Raw genomic sequence first — 20846 nt, forward strand, 5'->3', positions numbered from 1 at the left:
CGTTCGATGAACGCGACCCAAAAACTCACCGCAGCCCTCATGCGCCTCGGCCCGGCGATCCTGCCCTTCGCGGATGCCGCCACCGTCGAGCTGCCGCTGGGCCGCCTCCTGCGCCTCGCCCTGTTCCAGGTCACCGTCGGCATGGCGGCGGTGCTGCTGATCGGAACGCTCAACCGGGTGATGATCGTCGAACTCGGCGTCCCGGCCTGGATCGTCGCGGTGATGCTGGCCCTGCCGCTGATCTTCGCGCCGTTGCGGGCACTGGTCGGCTTCCGGTCGGACACGCACCGCTCGGTGCTGGGCTGGCGGCGGGTGCCCTACATCTGGTTCGGCACGCTGCTCCAGTTCGGCGGCCTGGCGATCATGCCGTTCGCCCTGCTGATCCTGTCGGGCGACACGACCGGCCCGCTCTGGGTCGGCGACCTCGCGGCGGCCCTGGCCTTCCTGCTGGTCGGCGCCGGCCTGCACACGACCCAGACCGTCGGGCTGGCGCTCGCCACCGACCTCGCCCCCGCCCATGCCCGCCCGAAGGTGGTGGCGCTGCTCTGCGCGGCGCTCCTGTTCGGCATGATGGCGAGCGCGGTGCTGTTCGGGCTGTTCCTCGCGCATTTCTCGCCCGTGCGCCTGATCCAGGTGATCCAGGGCGCGGCCCTCGTCACCATCATCCTCAACGGCTTCGCCCTCTGGAAGCAGGAGCCGCGCGATCCGAACCGGACGCGGACGGCGCCGCAGCGGGACTTCCGGGCCTCCTGGCGGGCCTATGCGGGGCAGGGCACGGCCCGGCGCCGCCTCGTGGCGATCGGGCTCGGCACGGCCGGCTTTTCCATGCAGGACATCCTGCTCGAGCCTTACGGCGGTCAGATCCTGCACCTCTCGGTCGCCGCCACCACGGCGCTGACCGCCTTGCTGGCCGCCGGCGGCGGGCTCGGCCTTCTGATCGCCGCGCGCTGGCTCAACCGCGGCGGCGACCCGTTCCGGGTCTCGGCGGTCGGCGCCGGGATCGGCATCCTGGCCTTCTCGGCGGTGGTGTTCGCCGCGCCGCTGGCCTCCGCCGACCTGTTCGCCGCGGGCGTCAGCCTGATCGGGCTCGGCGGCGGCCTGTTCGCCCACGGCACGCTCACCGCCTCGATGAACCGCGCCGGCCCCGAGGATACCGGGCTGGCGCTCGGCGCCTGGGGCGCCGTGCAGGCGAGCGCGGCCGGACTGTCGATCGCGGCGAGCGGCCTCGTGCGCGACGTCGGCGGCGCCATCGCCCAGTCGGGGGTGCTCGGCGAGGGCATGAACGAGCCCGCCATCGGCTACCTCATCGTCTACCACATCGAGATCGCCCTCCTGTTCGCCGCCCTCCTCGCCCTGGGGCCGCTGGTGCGGGAGGACGCGCGAACAGAGGTTCGAGACCGCATTGCCGACGGCCTTGCCGGTCGGACGGCCTGAGACTCGGGGAGGACTGCCATGCCAACCGGCGCACTTACGGGTTATGTCGACGTCGCCCAGGTCGTGCTCTACGCGTTCTTCCTCTTCTTCGCGGGGCTGGTGTTCTGGCTCCGCCGCGAGGACCGGCGCGAGGGCTACCCGCTGGAGAACGAGGCCGTCGGCCGCCGCAAGGCGGACGATCCGATCCTGATCCCCCGATCCAAGGCCTTCCATCTCCCCGGCGGCGAGACGACCTACGCGCCGCAGGCGGTGCACGACCGGAATGACATCGAGACCGGCATCCCGGCCCGCAAGGTCGAGCCCTGGCCCGGCGCACCCTACGAGCGGACGGATTCCTCGCTCCAGGCCGGCGTCGGCCCCGGCTCCTGGGTGCTGCGGCACGACGTGCACGACCGGACCTGGGACGACGAGATCCGCATCGTGCCCCTGCGGGTGGCGAAGAACTTCATCATCCACGAGGACGGCCCGAACCCGATCGGCATGAGCGTGTTCGGCACCGATAATGCCCTGGCGGGTGTCATCAGCGACGTCTGGGTCGATCGCGGCGAGTCGCTGATCCGCTACTACGAGGTGGAACTGCCGACGGGCGGCCGCCGGCTGATGCCGACCACCTTCTGCCGGGCCGGCGGCCTGACCAAGACGGTGACGACCGAGGCGCTGCTCGCCAGCCAGTTCGCCGACATCCCGGCCACCCGCGACCCCGATAGCGTGACCTTCCTCGAGGAGGAGCGGATCGTCTCGTATTTCGGCGCCGGCACGCTCTACGCCACGCCCGAGCGCGCGGAGCCCATCCTGTGAGCGGCGATTTCCTCCCCGAGGGCACCCTGCGGGGGCTGCCCGGCCCGCTGCCAATGGGCGAGCGCATCCTCTGGCAGGGGGCGCCGACGACCGCCGGCCTGCTGGTGCGGGTGTTCCACGCCCGCCTGGTGATCGCATGGTTCGCAGTCTGCGCCCTGGCCTTCGGCCTCGCCGCCGGCTCGCCCGCGGCGGCGCTCGCCAAGGTCGGGCCGACGCTGCTGGTCGGCGCCGGTGCCGTCGCGCTGCTCTGGCTGCTCGCGTGGCTGACCCACCGCACGACCCTCTACACGGTGACCAACCGCCGGATCGTGCTGCAGGCCGGGATCGCCCTGCCGGTGACCCACAACCTGCCCTTCGCGCAGCTCGACAGCGCGGCTTTGCGCGCGTTTACGGACGGCAGCGGGGATCTGCCGCTGCAGTTGCGGCCGGGGCTGCGCATCGCCTACCTTCAGCTCTGGCCGCATGCCCGGCCCTGGCGTCTGACCCGGACGGAGCCGATGCTGCGCTCCGTACCGGAGGCGGACGCGGTGGCGGCGATCCTGGCGCGGGCGCTCGAAGCGCACGCCGCCGGGGCCGCACTGCCGGTGCGGGTGGCCCGTCTGCCGCAGGCGGACGAAAATCCCGGCCGCCTCGTCGCGGCCGAATAGGGAGGAGCGCGATGGGCGAGCGGGCGGAGAAGGCCGGCCGAACGACCGGACCGGCGCCGGCGCTGCTGATGATCGGTGCGGGAGCGCTGATGGGCTTCTCCATGCTGGCGGTCCTAATCGGCCGCAGCGAAGGAGTCGGCCTCGTCGCCCTGCCGGCCGCCAAGGAGGTGGCCCGGCTCGAATTCCGGGCCGAGGACCAGGTCGACGGCTCGATCGCGTTGCGGGACGTCTCCGACCGGCACATCGTCGCCTGGATCCGCCCCGGCGAGGACGGCTTCCTGCGCGGGACCCTGCGGGGCCTCGCCCAGGCCCGGCAGCGCGGGGGCCTCGGGCCGGAGCGACCCTTCAGCCTGACCCGCTACGACGACGGCCGCCTCGCGCTCGCCGACGAGGCCACCGGCCGCCAAGTGCCCCTGGAGGCCTTCGGATCGACCAATGCCGGGGCCTTCGCCCGGCTGATGCCCGGGCCGGGTGCGCCCGCCACGGAGACGCGGTGATGGGCCTGTTCGGCAGCCGCACCGTTACCGTGCCCTGCACGGTAGAGATCGAGCAGACGCCCGAGAGCCTGCACGCGCACGTCACCCTCGATGCCGGCTTCGAGATCGAGCCCGGCGACGCGGTTCAGGTCCACGACGCGCCGACCTCGGTGCCCTACGGCGAGCGGATCACCGTGCGCCGCACCGCCACGGTCACTCGGGCCGGCGCGCTGGAGCGGGCCTGGACCAAACTCATCGCCCATCTCGAGCTGACCGAACTCTACGAGGTCAGCTTTTCCGAGAGGAGGAAGCTGTGAACGCACCCGTCCCGCCGCCCTCCGACCAGCCGCTCCCGAAGACGCCGATCAACGAGTCGACCAAGGCCGCGCAGGAGACCACCTTCCTGTCGCCCCGGTTCTACACGACCGATTTCGCCGAACTCGACCGCACGAATGTCGAGCCGGTGCGACGCGACTGGGACGTGCTCATCGCCGAATTGCGCGCCGACCCCAACAAGCGCCACTTCACCCGCAACGCGGAGTTCGATTGCGACCTGTCGCAGATGGAGCCGGAGCTGCGGAAGGAGTTTCTGGACTTCTTGGTCTCGCCGATCACCGCCGAATTCTCGGGCTGCGTGCTCTACGCGGAGATGAGGAAGCGGGCCAAGAACAAGGACATCAAGGAGCTGTTCGGCTTCATGAGCCGGGATGAGGCACGTCACGCCGGCTTCATCAACGACACGCTCAAGGATTTCGGAATCGGCGTGGACTTAGGATTTCTCACGAAATCCAAGAAGTACACGTTTTTCCGGCCGAAGTTCATCTTCTACGCGACCTACCTGTCGGAGAAGATCGGCTACGCCCGCTACATCACGATCTTCCGTGAGCTTGAGCGGCACCCGGAGCGGCGCATCCATCCGATCTTCAAGTGGTTCGAGCTGTGGTGCAACGACGAGTTCCGCCACGGCGAGGCCTTCGCGCTGCTGATGCGCGCCAACCCGAAGCTGACGAGCGGCGTGAACCGCTACTGGATCCGGTTCTTCCTGCTCGCCGTCTTCGCCACGATGTACGTGCGCGACCATCACAGGCCGGCCTTCCACAAGGCGCTGGGCGTCGATCCGAGCGACTACGACTTCAAGGTCTTCCGGATCACCTCGGAGATCTCCCGGCAGACCTTCCCGCTGGAGCTCGACCTCGACAATCCGAAGTTCAAGGCGGGGCTCGACCGGCTGCTCGCCTGCTCCCGGGCGATCGCCGACGCCAAGGCGCGGGGCGGCCTCGTCGGCAAGGCCCTGCAGGGATTCCACGCCGCGCGGGCGGCGGTGACCTTCGCGCGGCTCTATCTCCTGCCCGTCAAGGCCAATGCCCTGCCGGCCGACATCCGCCTCCAGCCGGTCTGGTAGCATGGCGACCTATGCCGCCCCGGTCCTGTACGCGGTGCTGCTCTGGTGGTTTTCCACCGGGCTGATCCTGCTGCTCGACCACGCCCCGCGGCGGACCCATCCGTGGAGCATGGCCGGGGCGACGCTGCTGCTCGCCGGCGCCCTGGTGGCGATCCGCGCCAGCGCCGCCGATACGACCGCCACAGGGGCCTACACGGCCTTCACGGCGGCCCTGGTGGTCTGGGGCTGGCAGGAGATGAGCTACTACATGGGCTTCCTGTCCGGCCCGCGGCCTGTGGCCTGCGCGCCGAGCGTCCGGGGGTCGACCGGTTCCTGGCCGCGCTGGCCACCAGCCTGTGGCACGAATTCGCCATCGTGATCGGCGGCCTCGCCATCCTGGCGCTGGTCTGGGGCAGCCCGAACCGCTTCGCCCTGTGGACCTACGGCACCCTGGTGGTGATGAACCTCTCGGCGCGGCTCAACCTGTTCCTGGGGGTGCGCAACCTCCACGCCGAGTTCCTGCCGGACCATCTCGGTTACCTCGCCTGCTACCTGTCCCGGAAGCCGATGAACCTGCTGTTCCCGGTCTCGGTGAGCCTCGGGACCATCGCTGCGGCTTTGCTCGGCCGGGCGGCGCTCGGCGCCGACCTCCTGGAGCACGAGCTGATCGGCTTCACGGTCCTGGCGACGCTGACCGCGCTCGCCACCCTGGAGCACTGGTTCCTGATGCTGCCGCTGCCCTCGGCGGAGCTGTGGCGCTGGAGCCTGCCGGGGCGGGCGCCCGGGGAGGCGGCCCCGCCGCGGGATCGCGTGTAGGGCGAGGGATCAGATCCGGGCGACGCACGTCCACCAGTCTGGAACTGGTCTTGTGCGAAGTCCGGTGTCACAGGCGGGATCAACCCGCAGGGTTTGTTCGGGGAGAGGCGACATGGACTACGAGACCTTCTTCGGAGCCGAGATCGCCGGTCTCCATCGGGAAGGGCGCTACCGGGTCTTCACCGACCTCGAGCGCCACGCCGGCAACTTCCCGCACGCCACGCACCACCACGCCGGTGGCACCCGGCCGGTCACGGTCTGGTGCTCGAACGACTACCTCGGCATGGGCCAGCACCCGACCGTCACCGGGGCGATGCACGAGGCGATCGACCGCTGCGGCGCGGGCGCCGGCGGCACCCGCAACATCTCGGGCACCAACCACTACCATGTCCTGCTGGAGCGCGAGCTCGCCGACCTCCACGGCAAGGAGGCGGCCCTGCTGTTCACCTCCGGCTACGTGTCGAACTGGGCGGCGCTCGGGACCCTGGCGTCACGCCTGCCGAACTGCGCGGTCTTCTCCGATTCCGAGAACCACGCCTCGATGATCGAGGGCATCCGGTTCTCCCGCGCCGAGCGCCACATCTTCCGCCACAACGACCCGGAGGACCTGAACCGCAAGCTCGCCCTGGTCGATCCGGCCCGGCCGAAGCTGGTGGCCTTCGAGTCGGTCTACTCGATGGACGGCGACATCGCCCCGATCGCCGAGATCTGCGACGTGGCCGAGGCCCACGGGGCGCTCACCTATCTCGACGAGGTCCACGCGGTCGGCCTCTACGGCGCGCGCGGCGGCGGCATCTCGGAGCGGGACGGCGTCGCCCACCGGCTCGACGTGATCGAGGGCACGCTGGGCAAGGCGTTCGCGGTCCATGGCGGCTACATCACGGCCTCGGAGAAGCTGTGCGACTTCGTGCGCAGCTTCGCCTCGGGCTTCATCTTCACCACCTCGCTGCCGCCGGCGGTGGCGGCCGGCGCGGCGGCGTCGATCCGCCACCTGAAGGCGAGCGGTGTCGAGCGCGCCCGGCATCAGGAGCGGGTGGCGAAGGTCCGGCAGGCCCTGGAGGCCGCCGACATCCCGACCATGCCGAACGACAGCCACATCGTGCCGGTGATGGTCTGCGACCCCGTGCTGTGCAAGGGGATCTCCGACACCCTGCTCGACGAGTTCGGCATCTACGTGCAGCCGATCAACTACCCGACGGTGGCCCGCGGCACTGAGCGCCTCCGGATCACCCCGTCGCCGCTGCACACCGACGCCGACATCGCCCATCTGGTCACGGCGCTCACCACGATCTGGGGACGGATCGGGCTCCGGCAGAAGGCGGCGGAGTAGGGTGCTCTTCCCTCCCCCTCGCGGGGAGGGGTAGGGGTGGGGGTGGTGCAGGAGGCACCGCTCCGCTCAAGTCTGGACCACCCCCACCTCCGTCTTCTCCCCACCCAGATCGGGCTTGCCCGACCTGGGCAGACAGGAAGCAGATTTCGGACAGGTCCGAGATCTGCGGGGAGGAGAGGGGGCACAGTGCGAGTACTGCGTGCCCACCTTCCCCTTCTCGGCCATCGTCGGCCAGGACGAGATGCGCCAGGCGCTGCTGATCGCGGCGGTGGACCCGGCGGTCGGCGGCGTGCTGGTCTTCGGCGACCGCGGTACCGGTAAATCCACGGCGATCCGGGCGCTCGCCGCCCTGCTGCCGCCGATGCGGGCGGTGGTCGGCTGCCCGTACAATTGCGATCCCGACAGCCCGGCGGAGTCCTGCCCCCACTGCGCGGGCAGTCCGGGCGCGCGGAAGAAATCAGAAAAAAGCCGGTGCCGGTGGTGGACCTGCCGCTCGGCGCCACCGAGGACCGGGTCGTCGGCACCCTCGACCTGGAGCGGGCGCTCGGCGCCGGCGTGAAGGCCTTCGAGCCGGGGCTGCTCGCCCGGGCCAACCGCGGCTTCCTGTACATCGACGAAGTGAATCTCCTCGAGGACCACCTCGCCGACCTGCTGCTCGACGTGGCAGCCTCCGGCGTCAACACCGTCGAGCGCGAGGGACTGTCGCTGCGCCATCCGGCGCGGTTCGTGCTGGTCGGGTCCGGCAACCCGGAGGAGGGGGAGCTGCGCCCGCAGCTCCTCGACCGGTTCGGGCTAGCCTGCGAGGTCGCGACCCCGAAGGACATCCCGACCCGGATCGCGGTGGTCCGCGCCCGCGACGCCTACGAGCGCGACCCGGAGGGCTTCTGCGCCGCGCGCGCCGGCGAGGAGCGGAAAATTCAGAAGACAATCCTGCTGGCGCGGGAGCGCCTGCCCGGGGTGACCGTGCCGGATGCCGCCCTGGAGCAGGCGGCGCGGCTCTGCCTCGCGCTCGGCACCGACGGGCTGCGCGGGGAGCTGACCCTGATGCGCACCGCCCGGGCGCTCGCCGCCCTCGACGGCGCCGGGACCGTCACCAGCGACCATCTCCGCCGCATCGCCCCGGCCGCCCTGCGCCACCGCCTGCGCCGCAACCCGCTGGACGAATCCGGATCCACCGCCCGGGTGGAGCGGGCGCTGGCCGAGGTCTTCGCGTGACGGGCGCGCCGCCTCTCCCGCCCCCTCTGAAAGAGAGGGCGGCCTCCGAAGGGGGGCGGGCCGGAACGAAGTCCCGCAGGAGGGGAGCCCGGATTCCGGGCGCGGCGCGCGCCTTCACGAAAGCCGGGCCAGCGCCTGCACCGTCGATCCCCTCGCCCGATCCGGCCCGACGGCCGGCCCACGCTCTCCCGCAGAGGGGGAGGGAAGTCGCTCGATCTCTGGGCCGAAGCCCGCCTTGCCGCCGACCTACTCGCCGCCGAGCCACCGGGATACGGCGGCGCCGTGGTTCGGGCACCGCCGGGCCCGGTCCGCGAGCGCTGGCTCGAAGCCCTGCGCGACGGGCTCCCCGGAACGCCGTGGCGCTGCCTGCCGACCGGCATCGGCGACGACGCCCTGCTCGGGGGCCTCGACCTCGCCGCGACCCTGGCGGCGGGCCGCCCCGTCGCCCGGGCCGGGCTGCTCGCGGAGGCCGAGGGCGGGATCGTCGTCGTGCCCATGGCCGAGCGCCTGCCGCCCGGCACCGCGTCGCGCCTCGCGGCCGCCCTCGACACCGGCACCGCGTCGGGCCGGCCCGCCCGGTTCGGGCTGATCCTCCTCGGCGAGGGCGAGGGCGACGAGACCGTCGCCGAGACCCTGGCCGACCGCCTCGCCTTCCGGATCGACCTGAGCGGGATCGGCCCCGCGGAGACGCGGGCCGATCCGCCGGATTCCGAACCCGGCGCCCCGGTATCCGATCCGGTCGGCGACCTCTGCGCGCTGGCCGAGGCCTTCGGCGTCGCGTCGCTGCGCGGCCCGATCCTGGCGGCGCGCGTGGCGCGCAGGCTCGCCGGAGACCGGCCGATCGGTCGGAACGATATCGTCACGGCCGCGCGCCTCGTCCTGGCGCCCCGCGCCACCCGCCTGCCCGCGCCGGAGGAGCCGGCCCCGGAGACCGAGGCGCCGCCGGAGGAACCGCGCGCGGAGTCCCCGCCGGACGCGGCGTCGGAGCCCGCCGCTGCGGACACGCCCGACGACGTCGTGCTGGAGGCGGTGCGGGCGGCGATCCCGCCGCACCTGCTCGACCAGCTGCTGGCGGGTGGACCGAGGCTCACGGCCGCAAAGGCGGGCCGGGTCGGGCAGGCGGCGGCGTCCCGAACCGGGCGGCCGATCGGCAGCCGGCGGGGCGATCCGCGGCGGGGACGCCTCGATCTGCTCGGCACCCTGCGGGCCGCGGCACCGTGGCAGACGATCCGCCGGGGAGAAGGGGAGACGCGCCGCCTCGTCGTGCGGCGGGACGACCTGCGGATCCGGATCCTCAAGCAGAGGACCGAGACCACGACGGTGTTCTGCGTCGACGCCTCGGGCTCGGCCGCGCTGGAACGGCTCGCCGAGGCGAAGGGCGCGGTCGAGCTGCTGCTCGCCGAGGCCTATGTCCGGCGCGATCGGGTGGCGCTGGTGGCGTTCCGCGGCACGGGCGCGGAGCTGATCCTGCCGCCGACCCGCTCGCTGACCCGGGCCAAGCGCGGCCTCTCGGGGCTGCCGGGCGGGGGCGGGACGCCACTGGCTTCGGGGATCGACGCGGCGGTGGCGGTGGCGCTGGGTGTGCGCCGGGGCGGCAGCCGGCCGGCGATCGTGCTGCTCACCGACGGGCGCGCCAACGTCGCACGCTCGGGGGAGGGGGGCCGCACCCGGGCCGGGGCGGAGGCCCTGCAGGCGGCCCGGACCTTGCGGGCCGCCGGGCTGCCGGCGCTGGTGGTCGATACGGGCAGCCGGGGCGAGGAGGCCCGGCGGGTCGCCGAGGCGATGGGCGCCCGCTACCTGAAGCTGCCGCGCCTCGAGTCGGGAGACATCAGCGCGGCGGTGCGCGCGGCCCTGTGAGCGCGCGCAGCGACGGAGCCGGCTCAGAGGTCGCCGCTGATGCCGAGGTCGGCGAGGCGCTGGTGGTGGGACAGCCAGGAGTTCAGCATCTCGCGGACGATGGCGCTGAAGCTCCAGCCGCCGGTGGTCGGGGCGGCGATGTTCTGCGTCGAGGAGGTGAAGAGGATCATGGCCTGCTCCGAAGTTGGGGGACGCGTCTTGCTCTTGTCCGACCGGGATATGCGGTTTCTGCTGCAACGCAGCAATCGGTCCTGGATCAGCGGTGGCATGCGGCCGCCGCATGGGATTCTTCAGCGTTACGAAATACTTCCGGTCCTGAACGATAGCGCCGCCTCCCGGACATCACGGACGGGTGTTGATGCGCTGCGGGAGAACGCGGTGTGCTGAACCCCTTCGATGCCGACCGGCCGGACTGGGCCGTCGAGGGCCGGGACTGGCCGCACCGGGAGGCGAGCCGCTTCGTCGAGGCGGCGGGCCTGCGTTGGCACGTCCAGGAGTTCGGTCGGGCGGAGGCTCCGACCCTGCTGCTCCTGCACGGGACCGGGGCGGCGACCCATTCCTGGCGCGGGCTGGCGCCGCTGCTCGCCCGGGACTTCTTCGTGATCGCCCCGGACCTGCCGGGCCACGGCTTCACCGACCCCCTGCCCGATGCCGACCTGTCCCTCCCCGGCATGGCCCGGGCCGTGGCCGGCCTCGTCGCGGCCCTGGGCCGCCCGCCGGTCCTGGCCGCCGGCCACTCGGCGGGCGCGGCGGTGCTGGCCCGGATGTGCCTGGACGGCTCGATCGCGCCCCGGCTGCTGGCGGCCTTCAACGGCGCCCTGGCGCCGCTGCCGGGGCTGCGAGCCTCCTGTTCCCCAGCATGGCGCGGCTGCTGTTCCTCAACCCGTTCACCCCGAAGATCTTCGCCTGGACGGCCGATCGCTCCGCGGCCAAGCGCCTGATCGAGGGGACGGGCTCGCGCCTCGACCCGGCGGGCGTCGATCTCTACCGGCGGCTCTTTGCCCGGTCCGGCCACGTGCGCGGGGCGCTCGGCATGATGGCGAACTGGGACCTCGACGCGCTGCACCGGGCGCTGCCCGGCCTCGCGACCCGGACCCTGCTGATCGTCGGCGGCGACGACAGGGCCATCCTGCCCGACACCGCCTTCGGGCTGCGCGACCGCCTGCCCGACGCCCGCGTGGCCCTGATCCGCGGCCTCGGCCACCTCGCCCACGAGGAGGCGCCGGAGCGTGTGGCCGAGGTGCTGCTCGCGGAGGCCCGGACCCTCGGCCTGCCCTGAGCCGACGGGACTGGCGCCGCCCTTGCCTGGGCTTTAGAGCCTGCCGCTGGGGCAGGGACGAGGAGCAGTCGAGACGATGGCGAGACCCGTGATCGGCGTCATCGGCAACGCACGTCTGATCGACAATCGGTTCCCGGCGCAGATCGTCGGCGCCAACAACATGCAGGCCGTGGCCGCGGTGGCCGGCGCCCTGCCGCTGATGTTCGCCGCCGACCCGGCGATCACCGATCTCGGCGACCTCCTCGACACGGTGGATGGAATCCTGCTCACGGGCGGCCGCGCCAATGTCCACCCGGCCCGCTTCAACGCCGCGCCCTGCGCGGCGCACGAGCCCTACGACGAGGCGCGTGACGCCGTGGCGCTGCCGCTGATCGAGGCCTGCGTGGCCCGCGGCGTGCCGCTCTTCGGCATCTGCCGCGGCTTCCAGGAGATGAATGTCGCCTTCGGGGGCAGCCTGCACCCGGAGATCCGCAACCTGCCCGGGCGCCTCAACCACCGGATGCCGCGGCTCGCGAATGGCGAGATCCATCCGGACCTGGAGGTGATCTTCGCCGACCGTCACGAGGTCCGCCTGACCCCGGACGGTGCCTTCGCCCGGCTCCTGGCGCGCGAGACGATCCGGGTGAACTCGCTGCACGGCCAGGGCATCCTCGAGCCGGGAGCCCGGGTGGTGATCGAGGGCGTGGCCGAGGACGAGACCGTCGAGGCGATCCGGATCCGCGACGCCGCGGGTTTCGCGCTGGGCGTCCAGTGGCATGCCGAGCACGACCCGGCCACCAACCCGATCAACCGCGCCCTGTTCGAGGCGTTCGGGTCCGCCGCGGCGGCGCATCGCCGTGCGCGGACCGGCGGGCGGGGCTGATCCCCGGCATTCGCTTCACATCCGTGGTTGTGCCGAGCCGCCGGGCCAGCACAGCGCAGCGGCATGAGCGGCCGGACGAGTCGTCCGTGACCTAACCTATGTTTATTCGGGGCGGAAAATCTGCCTCGCATCTTCGCGGACGCTAGGCAGATCTTTCGTCAGCCCCGCGCGATTCACCATCATCCCCGGACGACCTGTCGCAGGACGGAACAGGGTCATCGCGGTTCAGTTGCCGGAGTCCCGAACAGCGGCCGCCTCGATCCCGGGCGGCTTGCGCAGGAGACGGGCAGAGACCGCATGCAGCTTCCCCGCGACGACCGCGAGCACCCCCGCGCCGAGGCCTTCCGCGACTTCATCCGAAATCCGCCTTTCCCTTGCGTCGGCGCGAAATCGGCGCTGTCGCGCGGGCGCATGCAGATCGTGGTGGCCCGGGACATCACCTCGGGCTGGGACGACATGCGCATCTACCCGGCGCTGCTCGCCTTCGTGGCGCGCTATCGCCAGCAGCCCGACCTGTTCCAGAGCTTCGCGGTCGTGTTCGAGGGGCCGGGTGATCTGTCCGAGGAAGCCTTCGAGCAGAACCTCTGGGCCCGGGCCCAGTCCCTGACCGACAAGGACGCGTGGCTCGGCCAACCCCACGATGCCCGCGTGGCTGAAGACCCCGAGAACCCGCACTTCTCCTTGAGCTTCGGCGGGGAGGCGTTCTTCGTGGTCGGCCTCCACCCGCATGCCAGCCGGCCGGCGCGGCGCTTCTCGTCACCGGTGCTGGTCTTCAACCTGCACGCGCAGTTCGAGCGGCTGCGCGCGGAGGGCCGCTACGAGAAGCTGCGCGCCTCGATCCTGGAGCGGGACCAGGCCCTGGCCGGCAGCGTCAACCCGATGCTGGCGCGCCACGGCGAGGCTTCGGAGGCGCGGCAGTACAGCGGCCGCGTGGTCGATGCGGACTGGCGCTGCCCGATGCAGGGCCGTCCGGCGCCCGGCGCCGAGTCCGACGACTGGCACCCGCCGGTCCTGCCCCTGGACCGGACGCTGCCCGGAACCGGAGCGTAAGCACCGCGGATCGCGGGGCCGGCCGGCGCGTTCCCGGACGCGGTCCCGCTGCGCCCCTCAACGGAGTGAGCCAATCCATCATGTGCCAAGCGGACGTGCAGCAGATCGAGCCGCGCTCGGGTGTCGCCTTCACCCTCGACCGGGGCCAGCGCCTCACGGTGATCGACCCGCGCGGCGAGCAGGTCGCCGACCTCGTCGCCTACAACCGCCACGACATCGGCGAGGTGATCTCGTCCGGGCGGACCCTCGACTATGCCAGCCGGATCTACCTGACCACCGGCGATCCGCTCTACTCGAACCGCTCGAACGTGCTCCTGCGCATCGTCGAGGACACGGTGGGGCGGCACGACTTCCTGCTGACCCCGTGCTCGGCCGACACGTTCCGCATCATCTACGGCGACACGAACCCGCATCGCGGCTGCTTCGGCAACCTCGCGGCCGCGCTCGCCCCCTACGGTATCGCGCCGGACGCCATCCCGGTGGCGTTCAATTGCTTCATGAACGTGCCGATCGACGGCAAAACCGGAGCCCTCACCGTCGAGCCGCCGTTGAGCCGGGCCGGGGACCGCATCGTCTTCGTGGCCGAGACCGACCTGATCATCGGCCTGACAGCCTGCTCGGCCCTGCAATCGAATAACGGCAGCTTCAAGCCGATCCATTACCGTGTCGAGACCTAGTCCTCATCCGTCACACCCCAAACTCTCTCGAATTCGACCGAGACCATCGCCAGCCAGATCGCAGCGATCCAGGGCGAGACGCGCCACGCCGTCGACGCGATGCAGGCGATCGGCGGCACGATCGACGCAATGCGCACGGTGGCGTTGAGCGTGGCCGCCGCCATGGAGGAGCAGGGCGCGGCGACCGGCGAAATCGTGCGGAACGTGTCGCAGGCGGCGCAGGGGACGCAGGCCGTGAGCGTGGATATCGCCGACGTCCGGCAGGCCACCCGCGAGACCGGAACGGCCTCCGGCCAGGTCCTGAGCGCCACGCAGGAACTGGCGCGCTACTCAGCGAACCTCGGACAGGCGGTCGCCACGTTCCTCGCCGAAGTGAAGGCCGCCTGAGGCGCGGGAAGCGCCGCTCACGCCTTCCGTGCAGAGGCATCGTCGCTGCCTCTCCCCGTCGTTGCGAGTTCGCCTGCGGCGCCCCGGAATGACGGCGCGGCTCACGCGATTCCGTCGATCGCCACCCGCAGGTGCTTCGGGCCGCGCAGGGCCGCGCCGGGCCGGTAGGGCGGCGGATCCTCGATCAGGCGCGGCGCCTTCAGGCGGGCGGCCAGCGCGGTCAGGGCCGCCTCGGCTTCGAACCGGGCGAGTGGCGCGCCGACGCAGTAATGCAGGCTGCCGCCGAAGCCGAGATGGCGGGTGCCCGTGCGGTCCGGGTCGAACCGGTCGGGATCCGGGAACACGGCTGCATCGCGGTTGCCGGAGGCCAGCAGCAGCACGAGGTCGGCGCCCTCGGGGATCGTCACGCCCGCGATGTCGATGGCCGACAGCGTCCGGCGCGTCCGGAACTGCACCGGCGGCTCGTAGCGCAGCAGCTCCTCGATCAGCCGCGGGGCCCTGAGCGGATCCTGCCGGAGGCGCTCCAGCTCGTCCGGATGCCGCAGCAGGGTCAGCAGGCCGTTGGTGATCAGGTTGACGGTCGTCTCGTGCCCAGCCACCAGCATCAGGATCGAGGTGGCGATCAGGTCGAAATCGCCCATCTTCACTCCCGCCGGTGTGGCGTGGTTGGCGAGCCCCGACAGCATGTCGTCCTGCGGATGCTTGCGCTTCTCCTTGATCAGGTCGCCCATGTAGCCGCCGATCGCGTCGAAGGTCCGGCTGTTCTCGGCGCGGATCTCGGGGTCGGACAGGCTGTCGGGTTCGAGCGCTGTGGCGAGCTGCGTCGCCCAGCCGTGGAACTTCGGCTCGTCCTCGCGGGGCACGCCGAACAGCTCGCAGATCACCGTCACCGGCAGCGGGTAGGCGAGGTCGCCGACCGCGTCGATCTCCCGGGCACCGCATTTCTCGTTGAGCAGGTCGGCCACCAGCCGGTCGGAACGGGCGCGCATCGCCTGGACGCGCTCGCGGCTGAACTGGTGCATCACCGCCGAGCGCAGGGCGTCGTGGTCAGGCGGGTCGCGGAAGATGAAGACCCGGTGACGGTCCATCATCCAGTCCTTGAGCGGCTTCACGATCAGGTCGGTGAGGGGGTTGCCGGTGCGCGGCCGGTCGGCCGGCGGCAGCGTGTCGGAGCTGACCCGCGGATCCTGCAGCAGGCGCGCGATGGTGCCGTGGGTGGCCGCCACCCAGGTACCCGACTCTGTGCCGTCGTCCTGGCGCGAGACGGGATTCGCCCGCAGCTTCGCGTAGATCGGGTAGGGATTCGGCCGGTTCGCGATGTCCTTGACCTGGTCGAGGAGGGTGGCGTCGGGCATGCGGTCTCCTTGGCGCATCAGCCCGAAAAGCGGCCGTCGGCCTTCGGGCAACGATGCCGCGACAGCAAAGGCTTCGCGCATCGTGGCGGTTCCGCTTCCGGGTGTTCGCCACCCGGGCGGCGCGGTCGGGCGGCCCCGGTTGCCGGCCGCAATGCGCCGGGATTCCGCCCCCCGCCCCGTCATCCCGGGGCCGCGCAGCGGAACCCGGGATCCAGAGCCGCCCACGCGCCAAGCCTTTGCGGAACCTGTGGTTCCGGCTTCCAGGGTCGCCCTCGGCGCCCCGGATTGACGGAGCCGCTCACCACGGCGAACGGCACGCACGGCGCGTCCGGAGGACGGAACGGCTCAAGGAAAGTCTGGCGCGAAGATCTCGATCTCCTTCGGACGGTCGGTGGCGCCGCCGCGGGGCGGGAACGGCGCGCGGGCGGCGACCAGTTCGGCATGGGCCGGCAGCCAGCGGGCCGAATCCACCGAGACCGCTGCGATGCACCGGCCTTCGCGGCCGTAGAGGGCGACGAAGCGGCCGGACGTCGGGTCGCCCTGCGTGATCGCCACCGCGTCCGCCCCCTCCGTCAGTCCGGCCGACTTGACTACGAGGTCGCCCTGGGTCGACCAGAAGGTCGGCAGCTCGGCATAGGGGCCTTCGGGCACGGCACCGGCGAGCAGCCGGCCGGCATGGATGCCCTGCGCCACCGCCTGACTCCAATGCTCCAGCGCGACGCGCCGGCCGTCGTAGAGCGGGTGCGGGAAGCGCGCCACGTCGCCGGCCGCGGCGATGCGCGGATCTGCTGTTCCGTCCGTATCGACGGCGTAGCCGCGCGCGTCGCAATCGACCCCGCCCGGATCCGCCGACAAGCCGGAACCCTCCAGCCATTCGGTGTTGCGCACCGCGCCGAGGGCGACGACGGCGAGGTCGGCCTCGATGCGGGTGCCGTCGACGAGGTGGGCGCGGACCAGCCGTCCGTGCTCGTCCTCCAGCCACTCGACCTCGCTGCCGCAGCGCAGATCGACACCGTGGCCTGCGTGGATCGCGCCGATGAACGCCCCGACGGTGCGGCCGAGGACGCGGGCCAGCGGCGTCGGGCCGGGCTCCACCAGGGTCACCGCCAGGCCGAGCTGCCGGCACAGGCTGGCGACCTCGCAGCCGATGAAGCCGCCACCGATCACCAGCACGCGCCGGGGGTCGGCGGCCAGGGCTTGCCGCAGGGCGGCGGCGTCGTCCCGCCCGCGCAAGGTGAAGACACCGGCGAGCCGGCCCTCATGGGGGTTCGGCCACGGACGGGCTCGCGTGCCGGTGGCGATCAGCAGGCGGTCGTAGGAGAGGGTGCGCCCGTCGGCCAGCCGGACGGCGCGGGCTTGCCGGTCGAGGCCGGTAGCCGGGCAGCCCAGGAGCCAGTCCGCGTCGAGACCGAGGCTGCCCGGCAGGGTCGTCGCGTCCGCGGGCGTCGCACCGGTGAGGACGTGCTTCGAGAGCGGCGGGCGGTCGTAGGGCCGGTAGGGCTCGTCGCCGACGATGGTCAGCGGGCCGGAGAAGCCGGCCGCACGCATCGCTTCGGCGCCGCGCAAGGCCGTGAGACCGGCGCCCACGATCACCGCCCGCTCGGACATCTGCGGCATCAGACGGTCTGCCCCGGATCCTCGACCCGGATCGCCTGAACCGGGCAGGCGACGCGTGCCCGCTCGATGTCAGCCCGGTGCTCGGCGGCGGGGGCGGGATCGTAGAACAGGGCTTCGTGCCCCTCGATGCGGAAGTGCCGCGGCGCCGCGTAGCAGCACTGGGCATAGGCCTGGCACAGGTTGAGATCGACGCTCACCCGCAGGCCGGGTGGGGAGCCGGAGGACGCATCGGCGGGGGCGGACATGGCGAGGCAACCCCCGCGAGCGCTGCGGGTTCCGCACCGCCGAAGCGGTGCACCATCGGTATAACCATGTACTCGCCGATCCCCGCGGAAATGGAAGGTCGGAATTCCCTTGCGTCGCCGTTCGCTCTATTGTTGCACCGCCCCGCGGACCGAGCCGATGCACCGCGATCTCAGGAGGGCACCATGCCGCACGGCGCACGCACGAGCCTCGCCGCCCTCATCCTGCTCCTCGGCGTCGGGGGCGCCACCGCCGAGCCCGCCGCGGGCTCGACTTGGACGGACCCGCCCGCCCACAAGTCGGCCGCCGAGCCGCCGCCGGCCGCCGACAAGAAGGCCGCCGCTCCGGCGCCGGCAGCCGTGAGCGCATCGACTCCGGCCGCGGCGTCGCCGGAGGTCCGGCCGCAGCGCGCCAAGCGGAAGGCCGTCGCGGCGCGGCGCGCTCCGGAGCGGACAGCAACGCGCAGGGTTCCGGCGACCAAGCAGGTCGCCGCCGCATCGCGCCGGACCCGGGTCGCGGCGACGCCGGCGCGGACCTTCCGCGAACCGCAGGTCGTCGCCGTCGCGCCGCCGCCACCGGACGGCTACGCGCGCTACCGCGCTTACGGGTACGGACCCGGCTACGGCCCGGGCTACGCCGACGAGCGCCTCGACCGGCTGAGCAGCGCGGAGGCCGCCGGCTACCTCGTCGTGCGCCGCCGGACCGTCCAGTTCCCGGATGGCCGGACCCTGCGGTACTACCGCCCGGACGACGAGAGCGAGCCGTTCTGATTCTCCTCTGACCCGGCAAAGACCGTCCGCAGCGGCGCGCGCAGGACCTTCCCGGCCGGGTTGCGGGGCAGGAGCCCGTCCCAGACCACGATCCGCACCGGCACCTTGAACGCCGCGAGCCGCTCGGCCACGAAGGCGCGGATCGCCTCCGGCCCGGTCTCGGCGCCCTCCGCCAGCACCACGATGGCGCCGGGCTCCTCGCCCAGCGTCGGGTGGGGGACCGGCAGCACCACGGCGTCGATCACGTCCGGATGGGCGTAGAGGGCGTTCTCGACCTCGCAGCAATAGATGTTCTCGCCGCCGCGGATCAGCATGTCCTTGATCCGGTCGACGATGGTCAGGAAGCCCTCGGCATCGGCCCGGGCGAGGTCGCCGGTGCGCAGCCAGCCGTCCGAGAAAACCTCCGCGGTGGCCGCCGGGTCGTCCCAGTAGCCGCGGACCACGTTCGGGCCCTTCACGCACAGCTCGCCGACGCTGCCCGGCGGCAGATCCTGCCCGAGGGGATCGAGGATCCGCACCTCGCAGACCGGCAGGGGCGGGCCGCAGGATTCCGGATGGGCGAGGTAATCCTCGCCCTGGTGGTGGGTGAAGGTCGCCGAGGTCTCGGTCATGCCCCAGCCGGTCCCCGGGACGACCCGCGGCAGGGCCTCGCCCAGCGCTCGCACGAGGTCGCCGGCGGCCGGGGCGCCGCCGTAGGTGACGCCCTCGAGGGTCGGCAGCGGCCGGCCGGCCTCCCGGGCCGCATTGGCGAGCTGCCACGCGATGGTCGGGACGCCGCCCGCGCTGGTGCAGCCCTCCCGCTCGATCAGGTCGAGGGCCGCGTTCGCGTCCCAGCGGTGCATCATCACCAGCCGGTGGCCACCGTAGAGGGCCGCCCCGAGGCTCGCGTGGCAGCCGGTGACGTGGAACAGCGGGATCACCAGCAGCGCCGCCCGCTGCGGCGCGGCCGGGTCGGGCTTCGGCGGCACCTCGCCCCGGCGCAGGGCGCTGCGCGCCGCCGAGTAGGGATAGGCCATCACGGTCGTCGCGGCCGCCCGGTGGGTGCCGACCGCCCCCTTCGGCTTGCCGGTCGTGCCCGAGGTGTAGAACAGGGTCGCGTCGTCCTCCGGATCGAGGGCGATGTCCGGCGGGGGCAGGTCGGGCAGGGCGCCCCAGTCCCGGACCGGCCCGACGATGGCGGCGAGCGGCGTCGCCCGGGGGTCCGGCGCCATCCGGGTGGTGAGGACCCGCTCCAGGGCCGGGCATTCGGGCAGGTGCGGGGCGATCCGGTCGAAGCGCTCGCCGTCGGCGATCAGCACCCGCGCCCGGGAATGCTGCAGCCCGTAGGCGAGTTCCGGCCCGGTCCACCACGCGTTGAGCGGCGTCGCGATCGCCCCGGCGAGCAGCGCGCCGAAATAGCTCACCGGCCATTCGGGCAGGTTGCGCTGCGCGATGGCGACGCGGTCACCCTTGCGCACGCCGGAAGCCACCAGCGCCTGCGCCAGGGCGGTGGCGGCGCGGGCGAAGCCCGTGAAGGTCACGCGCTCGTCCTGGTAGACCACGAAGGTCTTGTCCCCGTGGCCGCGCGCGATCCGGAACAGGTCGCCCAGCGTCGGTGGCGCCTTCTCCCAGATTCGGGTCGGCACGCCGCGGATCTCGACTGTCGTGATCGCGAAGGGCGCGCCCGAGGCGGTGAGCCGCGCCTCGGCCTCGCGGAAGGGCAGGGCCGGCCAGCCGGCGGGGATGCGGGGATCGGGACTCATCGCGCGATCGTCACGCCGCCGTCGATCACGAGCGCCTGGCCGGTCACGAACCGGCCGGCCGCGGAGGCGAGGAACACGGCGGCGCCCGCGATCTCGTCGGGCTCGCCGATCCGGCGTAAGGGCGCGGCGTCCGTGGTGGCGGCCAGCATGGCGGGATCCTCCCACAGGGCCCGGGCGAAGTCGGTCCGGATCAGCCCCGGGCAGAGGCAGTTCACCCGGACGTTGGCCGGCCCGTACTCCACCGCGTAGTTGCGGGCGAGCTGGAGGTCGGCGGCCTTCGAGACGTTGTAGGCGCCGATGACCGGCGAACCCTTGAGCGCCCCGATCGACGAGACGATGACGATCGCGCCGTCCCGCCGCGCGACCATGCCGGGGGCGACCATCTGGATCAGCCAGTGGTTCGACAGGACGTTGTTCTCGAGGATCTTCCGGAATTGCGCGTCGGAGATGCCGGCCAGCGGCCCGTAATAGGGGTTGCTGGCGGCGTTGCAGACCAGCACGTCCACAGGACCGAGCTGGGTCTCGGTCTCGGCAACGAGGTGTTCCAGCTCCGCCTTCACCGAGATGCTGGCCGGGATCGCCACGGCGCGGCCGGCCCCATGGGCGGCCTCGATCTCGGCCACGACCGCCTCGCAAGCCTCGCGCTTGCGCGAGGAGATCACCACCCGGGCGCCGTGCTCGGCCATCCGCAGGGCGATCGCCCGCCCGATGCCCCGGGACGAGCCGGTGACGAGGGCGACCTTGCCGGTCAGGTCGAACAGCGACATGGGCTAGACCCTCTCACCGGAGACGCGCGGATCCCGCACCGGCCCCGTCGTCCCGGGACGCCGCAGGCGAGCCCGGGACCCAGAGCCGCCGCGGCGCCAGGACGAGGTCGGCCAGCGCGTCTGGATCCCGGGCTCCGCTGCGC

Annotated in this window: 19 protein-coding genes and 3 pseudogenes; 16 read left to right on the forward strand and 6 right to left on the reverse strand. The window is 72.5% G+C overall.

Translation table 11 applies throughout. The annotated features are described in order from the left end of the window. Positions 1-6: 6 nt before the first annotated feature. The 10 genes and pseudogenes from M6G65_RS04565 to M6G65_RS04610 all read left to right on the forward strand — a co-directional run bounded on the left by M6G65_RS04565 (position 7) and on the right by M6G65_RS04610 (position 9954). A complete protein-coding gene (locus M6G65_RS04565; RefSeq protein WP_238197415.1) occupies positions 7-1434 on the forward strand; it encodes a BCD family MFS transporter in 1428 nt (475 codons plus the stop codon). An 18-nt stretch (positions 1435-1452) separates the two neighbouring features. Beyond that, positions 1453-2232: a photosynthetic reaction center subunit H gene (gene puhA / locus M6G65_RS04570; RefSeq protein WP_238197416.1), complete on the forward strand. Its 780-nt coding sequence runs from the start codon at positions 1453-1455 to the stop codon at positions 2230-2232. Continuing rightward, positions 2229-2879 (forward strand): photosynthetic complex putative assembly protein PuhB, encoded by a 651-nt coding sequence (puhB, locus tag M6G65_RS04575; protein ID WP_238197417.1) that lies wholly within the window; start codon positions 2229-2231, stop codon positions 2877-2879. The genes puhA and puhB overlap by 4 nt, the downstream gene beginning before the upstream one ends. Before the next feature lie 11 nt (positions 2880-2890). Further along, complete coding sequence (gene puhC / locus M6G65_RS04580) at positions 2891-3376, forward strand: photosynthetic complex assembly protein PuhC (RefSeq protein ID WP_238197418.1); 486 nt, start codon at positions 2891-2893, stop codon at positions 3374-3376. Then, positions 3376-3672 (forward strand): hypothetical protein, encoded by a 297-nt coding sequence (locus M6G65_RS04585; RefSeq protein WP_238197464.1) that lies wholly within the window; start codon positions 3376-3378, stop codon positions 3670-3672. The genes puhC and M6G65_RS04585 overlap by 1 nt, the downstream gene beginning before the upstream one ends. Further along, the gene (gene acsF / locus M6G65_RS04590) at positions 3669-4757 is read left to right on the forward strand and encodes a magnesium-protoporphyrin IX monomethyl ester (oxidative) cyclase (protein ID WP_250103622.1); all 1089 of its coding nucleotides are present in this window, start codon (positions 3669-3671) and stop codon (positions 4755-4757) included. The genes M6G65_RS04585 and acsF overlap by 4 nt, the downstream gene beginning before the upstream one ends. A 1-nt stretch (position 4758) precedes the next feature. Further along, positions 4759-5552, forward strand: a pseudogene (gene puhE, locus M6G65_RS04595) (putative photosynthetic complex assembly protein PuhE). 112 nt (positions 5553-5664) lie between these two features. Then, positions 5665-6882, forward strand: coding sequence for a 5-aminolevulinate synthase (gene hemA / locus M6G65_RS04600; RefSeq protein WP_238197421.1), 1218 nt, complete (start codon positions 5665-5667; stop codon positions 6880-6882). A gap of 241 nt (positions 6883-7123) precedes the next feature. Then, a pseudogene (bchI, locus tag M6G65_RS04605) lies at positions 7124-8097 on the forward strand (magnesium chelatase ATPase subunit I). A 159-nt stretch (positions 8098-8256) separates the two neighbouring features. Next, entirely contained in the window at positions 8257-9954 is a 1698-nt protein-coding gene (locus M6G65_RS04610; protein WP_250104206.1) for a magnesium chelatase subunit D, read from the forward strand. 23 nt (positions 9955-9977) lie between these two features. Here the strand turns inward: M6G65_RS04610 and M6G65_RS04615 are convergent, their stop codons facing one another. Beyond that, positions 9978-10124, reverse strand: a complete 147-nt coding sequence (locus tag M6G65_RS04615) for a hypothetical protein (RefSeq protein ID WP_238197424.1) — start codon at positions 10122-10124, stop codon at positions 9978-9980. Between the two features lie 210 nt (positions 10125-10334). On the opposite strand from M6G65_RS04615, the pseudogene bchO reads away from it, so the two are divergent. From bchO to M6G65_RS04640, 5 genes and pseudogenes are all read left to right on the forward strand, one after another. Then, positions 10335-11233: pseudogene (gene bchO / locus M6G65_RS04620) on the forward strand (alpha/beta fold hydrolase BchO). A gap of 76 nt (positions 11234-11309) precedes the next feature. Further along, positions 11310-12095, forward strand: a complete 786-nt coding sequence (locus M6G65_RS04625; protein ID WP_238197426.1) for a gamma-glutamyl-gamma-aminobutyrate hydrolase family protein — start codon at positions 11310-11312, stop codon at positions 12093-12095. Positions 12096-12392: 297 nt separating this feature from the next. Next, entirely contained in the window at positions 12393-13145 is a 753-nt protein-coding gene (gntA, locus tag M6G65_RS04630) for a guanitoxin biosynthesis heme-dependent pre-guanitoxin N-hydroxylase GntA (protein WP_238197427.1), read from the forward strand. 80 nt (positions 13146-13225) lie between these two features. Further along, positions 13226-13822: a DUF1989 domain-containing protein gene (locus tag M6G65_RS04635; RefSeq protein WP_238197428.1), complete on the forward strand. Its 597-nt coding sequence runs from the start codon at positions 13226-13228 to the stop codon at positions 13820-13822. Positions 13823-13921: 99 nt separating this feature from the next. Next, complete coding sequence (locus M6G65_RS04640) at positions 13922-14209, forward strand: hypothetical protein (protein ID WP_238197429.1); 288 nt, start codon at positions 13922-13924, stop codon at positions 14207-14209. A gap of 101 nt (positions 14210-14310) precedes the next feature. Here M6G65_RS04640 and M6G65_RS04645 read toward each other — a convergent pair whose 3' ends face one another. The 3 genes from M6G65_RS04645 to M6G65_RS04655 form a co-directional block, all read right to left on the reverse strand. Further along, positions 14311-15564, reverse strand: coding sequence for a cytochrome P450 (locus M6G65_RS04645; protein ID WP_250103623.1), 1254 nt, complete (start codon positions 15562-15564; stop codon positions 14311-14313). Positions 15565-15909: 345 nt separating this feature from the next. Next, positions 15910-17181 (reverse strand): NAD(P)/FAD-dependent oxidoreductase, encoded by a 1272-nt coding sequence (locus M6G65_RS04650; protein WP_238197431.1) that lies wholly within the window; start codon positions 17179-17181, stop codon positions 15910-15912. After that, entirely contained in the window at positions 17181-17426 is a 246-nt protein-coding gene (locus tag M6G65_RS04655) for a ferredoxin (RefSeq protein WP_238197432.1), read from the reverse strand. The genes M6G65_RS04650 and M6G65_RS04655 overlap by 1 nt, the downstream gene beginning before the upstream one ends. A 183-nt stretch (positions 17427-17609) precedes the next feature. On the opposite strand from M6G65_RS04655, the gene M6G65_RS04660 reads away from it, so the two are divergent. Further along, entirely contained in the window at positions 17610-18194 is a 585-nt protein-coding gene (locus M6G65_RS04660) for a hypothetical protein (RefSeq protein WP_238197433.1), read from the forward strand. Here the strand turns inward: M6G65_RS04660 and M6G65_RS04665 are convergent. Then, complete coding sequence (locus M6G65_RS04665) at positions 18161-19936, reverse strand: class I adenylate-forming enzyme family protein (protein WP_238197434.1); 1776 nt, start codon at positions 19934-19936, stop codon at positions 18161-18163. The two genes, M6G65_RS04660 and M6G65_RS04665, sit on opposite strands and share 34 nt — an antisense overlap. After that, positions 19933-20703: an SDR family NAD(P)-dependent oxidoreductase gene (locus M6G65_RS04670; protein WP_238197435.1), complete on the reverse strand. Its 771-nt coding sequence runs from the start codon at positions 20701-20703 to the stop codon at positions 19933-19935. The genes M6G65_RS04665 and M6G65_RS04670 overlap by 4 nt, the downstream gene beginning before the upstream one ends. Positions 20704-20846: the final 143 nt, after the last annotated feature.

It is taken from the genome of Methylobacterium tardum (genome assembly GCF_023546765.1).
Classification (GTDB): Bacteria; Pseudomonadota; Alphaproteobacteria; order Rhizobiales; family Beijerinckiaceae; genus Methylobacterium; species Methylobacterium tardum.